Genomic DNA, 8951 nt, shown 5'->3' with positions numbered 1-8951 from the left:
ACTGGTGCAGGAGTGGGTGTCGGCACTGGTGCAGGAGTGGGTGTCGGCACTGGTGCAGGAGTGGGTGTCGGCACTGGTGCAGGAGTGGGTGTCGGCACTGGCAGGGGGATAGCCGCTACAGTTGCGGTAGCGGCATTGGTGGCGCCTAGATTGTCCGTGGCGCTGTAGTTGAAATTGGCTCCCGTAAAACTGCCTGTGGCTTGGAAAAATAGTTGCCCAAGCTGTGCGGGAGTGAGAACTTGGCCGGGTGTCACCGCTACGCCGCCGCTGGCGGGATTGCCTAAAAATAGCAGCCCTTGAGCGACTGGTGGCACGGTGTTAATTGTGAAAGAGGCGATCGTCCCGTCGGAGTCGGTGCCTCCCAATCCGGTCAATAAAGCGGTGCTGCTGGGCTGCTGGGCGCTGTTGACAGTATTGGCAACCGGAGGTTTGTTGACGGGGGCGGGTGTTGGCGAGGGTACTGGAATGATGGCGGCAACGCTAGCGCTGGCGGGGGTGGTAGCGCCTTGATTGTCGGTGGCGCTGTAGCTGAAGTTGGCTGCGGTAAAAGTGCCTGTTGATGTGAAAAATAATTGATTGATTTGAGCGGGCGTGAGAACTTGACCTGCGGTGACGGCGACGCCGCCGTTGGCGGGATTGCCTAAAAATAGCAGCCCTTGAGCGACTGTCGGCAGGGTGTTGATTGTGTAGGAGGCGATCGTTCCGTCGGGGTCGGTTGCTCCGAGTCCTACAATGTTGGCTGTGCTGTTCGGAGGTAGGCTGATGTTGGCGTTGTTGGCTACAGGAGGTTTGTTGGGTGTCGGCAGCACCGCAGAGACGGTAGCGGTGCCGGGACTGGTGAGGCCGAGATTGTCGGTAGCGCTGTAGGTGAAGCTGGCTCCGGCAAAGGAGTTGGTCGCTTGGAAAAATAATTGGTCGATCTGAGCTGGTGTGAGAGTTTGACCCGCTGTGACGGCGACGGCGCCGTTGGCGGGATTGCCCAGAAACACCGTTCCTTGGGCTGCTGGCGGTAGGGTGTTGATGGTGAAGGAGGCGATCGTCCCGTCGGGATCTGTGCCTCCCAATCCGGTCAGTAAAACGGTGCTGCTGGGTGCGATCGTGTTGTTGGCGTTGTTGGCTACCGGAGGTTGGTTCGCGGGAACGATCGCAGTAGTGACTTGAGCGTTCGCAGCCGTACCGTTGTTGTTGTCACTGTTGGGATCGGCGGTGCCGGCAGTGCTTCTGGCAGTGTTGACAACGCTGCCGCTGGCGGGAGCAACAACGCTGACAGTGAGGGTGACGGCGTTGGCTGCCCCGCTGGAGAGAGTTGCGATCGCGGGGAAGGTGACAACACCTGTCGTAGCGTTGTAAATGCCACCGTTGGAGGCTGTCACTCCCGTTAACCCTAGAGGCAAGGTATCGGTGATGACGACGTTGGTAGCAGCCGAGGGGCCGACGTTTTGGGTGCTGATGGTATAAGTGGCAGTGGCCCCCGGTGCGATCGATGCCGGGCCTGCTTTGGTGGTAACTACGTCGGCGCTGGGAGTGATGGTGGTGGTGACTTGGGCGTTTGCAGCCGTGCCGTTGTTGTTGGCAGTATTGGGATCGGGGGTGTCGGAGGTGCTTCTAGCCGTGTTGGCGACGGTGCCGCTGGCGGGCGCTGGAAAGCTGACTGTGCGGGTGACGGAGTTGGCGGCCCCGCTTGCCAAACTTGCGATCGCCGGGAAGGTGACAATACCTGTGGCAGGGTTGTAAGTGCCGCCGTTGGAGGCTGTAACTCCGGTTAAGCCCAGAGGCAGGGTATCGGTGATGGAAACATTGGCGGCAGCCGAGGGGCCGGCGTTTTGGGCGGTGATGGTATAAGTGGCAGTGGCTCCGGGCGTGACAGATGCCGGGCCGGTTTTGGTGGTAACTACGTCGGCGCTGGAAGTTATGGTGGTGCTGACTTGGGCGATCGCAGCCGTGCCGTTGTTGTTGTCACTATTGGGATCGGGAGTTTCGGCTGTACTCCTGGCAATGTCGATGACAGTGCCGGTATTTGGGGTACTGAAGCTGACTGTGCGGGTGACGGCGTTAGCGGCACCGATGCCCAAAGTTGCGATCGCCGGGAAAGTGACAACACCTGTGGCAGGATTGTAACTGCCCCCGTCGGAGGCTGTAACTCCGGTTAAGCCGGCGGGCAAAGCGTCTGTTACCGTTACGTTGGTGGCGCTGCTCGGCCCGCTGTTTTGTGAGGTAATTGTATAGGTGACGGTCGATCCGGCCGCGGCTGTTGTCGGGCCTGTTTTTGAGGTGATGATGTCGGCTGTAGCAGCTACGATCGCAGTTGTGGCTTGAGATGCTAGCCCCTCACCGCTATTGTTTATGAGGTTGGGATCGAATGTGCTGCTGCTGCTAAATACCAGGTTAGTTACCGATCCGATTGTGGCAGGTGCAGTCACGGTAATACTGCGGGTAACGCTGGTACCGTTGGCCAGAGTCGGAATCACCGGCCAACTGACAGCCCGCGTTGTCGGGTTGAAAATGCCACCGTTATCGGCGCTGCTGAAAGTTAAGCCCGGAGGCAGGGGATCTTGAATCAGGACGTTTGTAGCGTCGTTTGGCCCGTTATTGGTGGAAGTAATGGTGTAAGTAATACTGCTGTTGGGTATGGCAAATGCGGGGCCGGTTTTAACCGTGGCAATGTCGGCGGAGATTGTAGGTTCTGTCACAGTCTCAACGCTGAGATTGCGAATTTCGTGAATGTTGGTCACTGCCCCTGTGGAACTAGCAAAACCAAATTTGAAAGTCGGCGGAATTGTGCCATTCACAGCAGCCAAATTTGGGATGTCGATCGCGCTTTCGCCCGGGCCGTTAAATAAGTTGTCGCCGTTTAAGTCAACGTCAACTAAAAAACGGCTGGGTGTTGTGGGAGTAGACGGTTGTAATGTAATTTGAACTCTTTTTTTGGCAATAGTGCGATCGGTAACGGTAGGATTATCTATGCCGCCGGGAATTACATTGTTAGTTAAAAACTGATATCCTCCGGTTTGGCTGCCTCTAATTCCTACCGCATCAGGTATCGATCCCGGGCCACCTAAACGCCCTTCAGTGGGGTTGGAAAAATTGCCATATTCGTCAAATCCAACACCTAAATAACCTCCGACAATCCCCGGTATACTGGAACTGTTGTTGGGAGCATAACCGAGAGAACCGCCGAATCCACCTGCTTGAGTTGGTGTAGCAGCTCCGTCAATTAAGAAGAAACTAACGCCGTCGGCACCGGTGCCGTCATAGGCAAATAAATCAAAGACAACTCTGAGGCCATCAGCCGAAGAAACAGGGTTGTTGTAGATGACAAAAGCTGCTTGGTAGATCGCATTCGATGTTAATCTCAAAGCGCCACCGCCCGGAGGATCGCCCAGCCCTAAACTGGGAATGATGCCGGGGCCGCTACCTGAGGTTAATCCCGGTTGAATTGCACCGCCGCTAGTTCCGTAGATCCAAGGCCCTAATGCTGTGGGATTTTGAAAGCTTTCGGTAACTAAAGTTCCGAGGACATGATTGTAGGTTTCTAAGACTTCTGGTTTAAAGGCTAGTTCGGCATCGATTTGTGCTGTGGTAATTTCTAATTCCCAGTCGCCGCCTAGTGCTGCACTCCCAGTTAGGTTGTGGGAAGCGGCAATATTTGCTCCGGTTAATTCGCTGAGTTTTTGTATGAATTTAATGCCGGATTCGCCGGCAGCTACGTTACAGCCATAAAGCAAAATGCTGCCTTGCGAGCCGAGGGCTGTTCCCCACTGCTGCAATTGACTGCTGTAGGTTTCTAGGTTCTCAATATTCAGTTCTGCGCGGCCGATTTCTACTGCTGCTTCTCGGCCGTGAGAAACTATGTGCAGGCTGTTGATGCTGTGGCGCTGACCCAAAATTTCGGTGATTTGTTCGATCGCATCTCTGGTGGGATCGAGCACTAATACTTCGCTTCCCGGTTTGACTCCGCCGATCAACTGCTCGTAGTTTGCTACTCGGGAGTCAACAACCACTACATATGTTTTCGATTCAGCATCTGCTGTAGAGTTTGCTTTTGGAAAAAATAAGTTGTTTTTCGTGGCAAAGTTTGTATATTTGGGTGTTTTCACGGCTGACAAATTCGACATATTGGGGATCGTTTTCATGGTTGGCTGATTTAGTTATCTACTTTTAACCTACCCCCATTGATAAAATTCGATAAACACCCAAATATAAATTTATTATAATTAAATCTATATAAAAAAAATAATACTTACGTATTTTTTGAAAGTTGAGATTTTAGGGAAGAATGGGACGGGGAGTGCTGTGCCCTCCAGGCGCGTCGCCCTAGGTAACCAATCACCGCAACTCATAGATACGCAAGCGTTTTCTGGCTTTGACTGCGCCAGTAAAAAAAATATATTTCAAAATAAAATATTCTCTAACCTTGAGATTGCGATCGCCCATTACTTACGCATTCCTGAAAAAAAGGCAGTAATTCCGGTAACGCGACAGTGCTCGGTACAGTTGTATGTGTGATTTTGGGTTGAATGTTCACCGTAAATCCACTGAAAAAATCGGTTTCCCAGAATTGGAAAAATTTTGATTTTAGATTCGATTTACTACTTGTGGCAGTTGACATCGCTGCCAGATTAACTTAGAGCGGATTCATCTCAAAAATTCTCAGAACGACCACTAAAACATACAAAACTTCACATAATGTAAGGCAAGTTAATACCAGAGGGGTTGACAAGTTGCACTAATCTATGATTTGACTGAGAGAGTTTCCGCAGCGAAAGACAGTAGAGTTGAATTGCATAAATCTTTGATACAATTCGAGGAAACCGCAGATTAAAGCTGATTAACGCAGATGCATTTCCTGTTATGGAGAGCGAATGCTGGCAATTGGAGTCTACTGAAGCTCGCGCAGAATTTGAGAATCGAACACCAGATTTGCGCAAAAAATGCTTTCAAACACTAGGGTTGTGGACTGAAAGTTAATTTCTACCCATGTCTACCCAAAACTACCCAGTTTGTCCCTCTTCCTCAATTAATTGGTCAACAAACAATCTCAGCCTTTCTTGCCAATCAGGGATAGCTTTGAGTTTCTCTTTCTGTCCTTCATACCCCCTAAACGCAATAACCGCCTTGTCTGTTGGTCGCGCAAGTCGTTTGAGAGCGCCGTATGTATTGTGTTTCTGAAAAGGCATTGACACCACCTGTATATGTAGGTTAATCTACTTGTACCACACATTGAAAGGTCGAATCAATGCTTTTAAGTTTCCGAACGGCATTAATCCCAAACAACAAGCAAATTACAGCTTTCAAAAAAGCATGGCTGCGTTGCCAGACATAGTTACAACTGGGGGAACGCCCTGATTCAAGATTTGCTCAAACAACGCGAATCAGACAAAACACTCAAAATACCATCAGCCATTGACTTGCACAAACAGTTGGTTGCCGAAGTAAAATCAGTAAATAACTGGTACTATGAAACCAATAAAAATGTCCCACAAAAAGCATTAGGAGACTTGCGTCAAGCCTGGGACAGGTGTTTCAAAAAAATATCTAAGCAACCTAGATTCAAGAAAAAGGGACAAAAAGATTCCTTTTACCTAGAATCAGGAACCATAGCCAAGCCAGGAATTAATAACGATGGCAAGCGAGTCAAATTGCCCTCTATTGGATGGGTAAAACTTGCCGAACCATTGCCGCTGACAGCAGTTCACAATTGCGTAATTAGTCGCACCGCCAATAGGTGGTTTATTGCCATAAAATACGAAGTTGAATTGCCAGAAGTTGCAACAAGCCGTCCGGTTGTTGGTGTTGATATCGGGATTAAAGAACTTGCTGTTTGCTCAGACGGCAAAGTCTTTGCCAATCCCAAAACTTACCGACGAATGAGTCAAAAGCTCAAGCGCAAACAGCGGGACGTAAGTCGTAAAGTCAAAGGCTCCAAGCAGAAGTGCTAAAGCGATTAAGAAACTGAGCAAACTCCATGTTAAAGTAGCAAGTATCCGAAAAGACGCCATACACAAGCTGACCAATTATCTTGCTAAAAACCACAGCGAGATTAAGATTGAGGACTTGAATATTAAAGCGTTTCTGAAGAATCACAAATTAGCCGGAGCAATTTCTGATTGTGGGATGTACGAATTTAAGCGGCAATTAGAATACAAAACGATTAAGTTTTCATCTAAGCTAATAGTCGTAGATAGATTCTTCCCTAGTTCGCAGATTTGTTCCCACTGCGTCAAATATCGACACAAAATGCCCTTAAAGAATCGTGTCTACGTCTGTCCTGATTGCGGCAATGTTCAAGACAGAGATTTGAATGCGGCGAGAAACATAGAACGTTGGTTTGAAGGTATTTTTGTCCCAGAACGTTCGGATCGGGCGGTGAGTTCCACCGCGTCAGCCTGCGGAGTAGACAAACCCGACAATAGCCATGTTGTCGCTACTGTGAAACAGGAAGTTAACACCAAAATTACTCATGTCCAGTTAAGTCGAGATTTGGGTAGCTCTGGGTAAGTTTTTCAGAACGGTTATACGATAGGAGCATTGGAGCATTGGAGATTTGAGAATTGGGAATGACTTACGACTATCAGGGTTTGGAGTTTGCCTAAAGTTGCATTCTTTTGTGAAAATGGTAAGCTGTTGTGCATTTAAATTGTATATTTTCGCTTAGCGATCAAAAATCCTTTCCCCCGATCCATCTCTCCCCATCGGACCCTCAATCACCATACACAATCTAGATGCACAACAGCTTATTAGGTGCTTTGTGCGCCGAGGCGCACCCGGAGGGATAGGTGGAAAAATTGAGGGTGGCGCGATCGCCACAACCCCCAATCCCGCGCTAGTTAAACGTTAATATCGAGTTCGCGCACTAAAAAAGCCCATTCATCTGCCAATTCTTCAATGATTTTCGCGGTAGGTTTGCCGCCCCCGTGACCCGCTTTGGTTTCGATGCGAATTAAGACCGGCTTTTCTCCCGCGTGGGTTGCTTGTAAAGCCGAAGCAAACTTGAAACTGTGGGCGGGAACCACTCTATCGTCGCGATCGGCAGTTGTAATCATTGTCGCCGGATAAGCCGTTCCCGCTTTCAGATTGTGCAGCGGAGAATAGCCGTGAATCGTGGGAAACTCTGCGGCATTTTCCGCCGAACCGTATTCCGAAGTCCAGGCCCAACCAATGGTAAATTTGTGGAAGCGCAACATATCCAGGACGCCCACTGCCGGCAGCGCTGCGCCGAACAATTCCGGCCGTTGAGTCATGCAAGCCCCCACCAATAAACCGCCGTTGCTACCACCTGCGATCGCCAATTTAGCCGGTTTGGTATACTTATTTTCGATCAACCATTCAGCAGCACTGATAAAGTCATCAAACACGTTTTGCTTCTTCAACTTTGTACCTGCTTGGTGCCACGATTCGCCGTACTCGCCGCCGCCCCGCAAACAAGCTGTTACATAAACTCCGCCCATCTCCAACCAAACAACCCTGCTCACAGAAAAACTCGGAGTCAGCGAGATGCCAAAACCGCCATAACCGTACAGATATGTGGGGTTGTTGCCATCTAATTGCAAGCCTTTCTTGTGCGTAATAAACATCGGTACGTGCGTACCATCTTTGCTCGGGTAAAATACTTGCTTTGTCTCGTAATCCTCGGGATTAAACTCGACATTCGGCTGCCGATAAATTGTACTTTCATCTGTCACCATATTGTAGCGGTAGATGATGTTCGGCGCAGTGAAACTGGTGTAAGAATAAAAGGTTTCCGTGTCGTGCCGCTTGCCACCAAATCCTCCCGCCGAACCAATTCCCGGCAAAGCGACTTCTCGCACAAAAGAGCCATCTAAGTTGAAGATTTTAATCTGGGTGTAGGCATCTTTCAGGTAGGAAGCGACAAATTGATTGTTGAGGATGCCAATACCTCCAAGGGTTTCGGCTGCTTCAGGAATGATTTCGGTGAATTTCCCTTGACTGTCACCGCCCGCCAGGGAGGAGGGAGGAGGGTTGTTAATGTCGATCGCAATTAGGCGGCCCAGGGGAGCATTCAAATCTGTTTGAAACCAGAAAAGCGAGCCATCATTGTCGATGAAACTGTACTCAGCCTCAAATTCGTTAATTAGTTCGACAACGCTGGATTCCGGTGCAGTTAAATCCTTATAGAAAATCAAGTTTTTCGTTTCAGTTCCCTGCCAAACTGATACAATTAAGTAGCGACCGTCTTCGGTGACGCCTCCGCCAAACCCCCACTCTTTTTGGTCTGGTCGATCGTAGATTAATACATCTTCAGATTGCGGAGTACCCAGCTTGTGGTAAAATAGCTTTTGGTAATAGTTAACGTCTTCGTGTTTGGTTTTTTCGTTCGGTTCATCGTAGCGGCTGTAAAAAAAGCCTTGGCCGTCGTGAGTCCAGGATGCTCCTGAGAATTTCAGCCACTTTAAATGGTCTGATAAATCTGCGCCAGTTTCCACATCGCGCACCTTCCATTCTTGCCAGTCGGAACCCGAAGTTGACAAACCGTAGGCCATAAGTTTGCCGTCTTCGCTGATAGCTATGCCGCTGAGAGCGACGGTTCCATCTTCTGAGAGCGTGTTGGGGTCAATTAATACTTTTGGCTCGCCATCTAGGGATGGTAAAGTATAGAGTACCGATTGATTTTGCAGACCGTCATTCTTATAGTAAAAATAGCGATCGCCCTCTTTGAAAGGTATGCCGTACTTCTCGTAATCCCAAAGTTGAGTCAGCCGCTGTTTGATTTTTTCCCGCGCCGGAATTTGGCTGAGGTAGTCGAAGGTGACTGCATTTTGAGCTTCCACCCAGGCTTGAGTTTCCTTTGATTCCGGGTCTTCCAGCCACCTGTAGGGGTCGGATACCGTAACGCCGTGGTAGTCGTCTGTTTGCTCGATTTTGCGGGTTGTGGGGTAGCTTAAAGGGCGATCGAATGTAGCCATGATTTTTTCTCCGAGTAACTCTGTTCA

Annotated in this window: 3 protein-coding genes and 1 pseudogene; 2 read left to right on the top strand and 2 right to left on the bottom strand. The window is 49.5% G+C overall.

Features of this window, described 5'->3' with window-relative positions; translation table 11 throughout:
- Window positions 1–4001, bottom strand: a 4001-nt coding sequence (locus QUB64_RS12605; RefSeq protein ID WP_333343241.1) for a DUF4347 domain-containing protein, incomplete at its 3' end; no start/stop codon positions are given.
- A gap of 1338 nt (window positions 4002–5339) precedes the next feature.
- On the opposite strand from QUB64_RS12605, the pseudogene QUB64_RS12600 reads away from it, so the two are divergent.
- A pseudogene (locus tag QUB64_RS12600) lies at window positions 5340–5939 on the top strand (RNA-guided endonuclease InsQ/TnpB family protein); the annotation flags it as partial.
- A gap of 4 nt (window positions 5940–5943) precedes the next feature.
- Window positions 5944–6498, top strand: a complete 555-nt coding sequence (locus QUB64_RS12595; RefSeq protein WP_333343243.1) for an RNA-guided endonuclease InsQ/TnpB family protein — start codon at window positions 5944–5946, stop codon at window positions 6496–6498.
- A gap of 329 nt (window positions 6499–6827) precedes the next feature.
- On the opposite strand, the gene QUB64_RS12590 is transcribed toward QUB64_RS12595, so the two are convergent.
- On the bottom strand, window positions 6828–8924 hold the full coding sequence (locus tag QUB64_RS12590; RefSeq protein ID WP_333269369.1) for a prolyl oligopeptidase family serine peptidase: 2097 nt from the start codon (window positions 8922–8924) through the stop codon (window positions 6828–6830).
- Between the last annotated feature and the right edge of the window lie 27 nt (window positions 8925–8951).

It is taken from the genome of Microcoleus sp. Aus8_D2 (genome assembly GCF_036702665.1).
Lineage (GTDB): Bacteria > Cyanobacteriota > Cyanobacteriia > Cyanobacteriales > Microcoleaceae > Microcoleus.
Note: the sequence above shows the minus strand (reverse complement) of the source record. Positions and strands in the feature narration are given on the sequence as shown.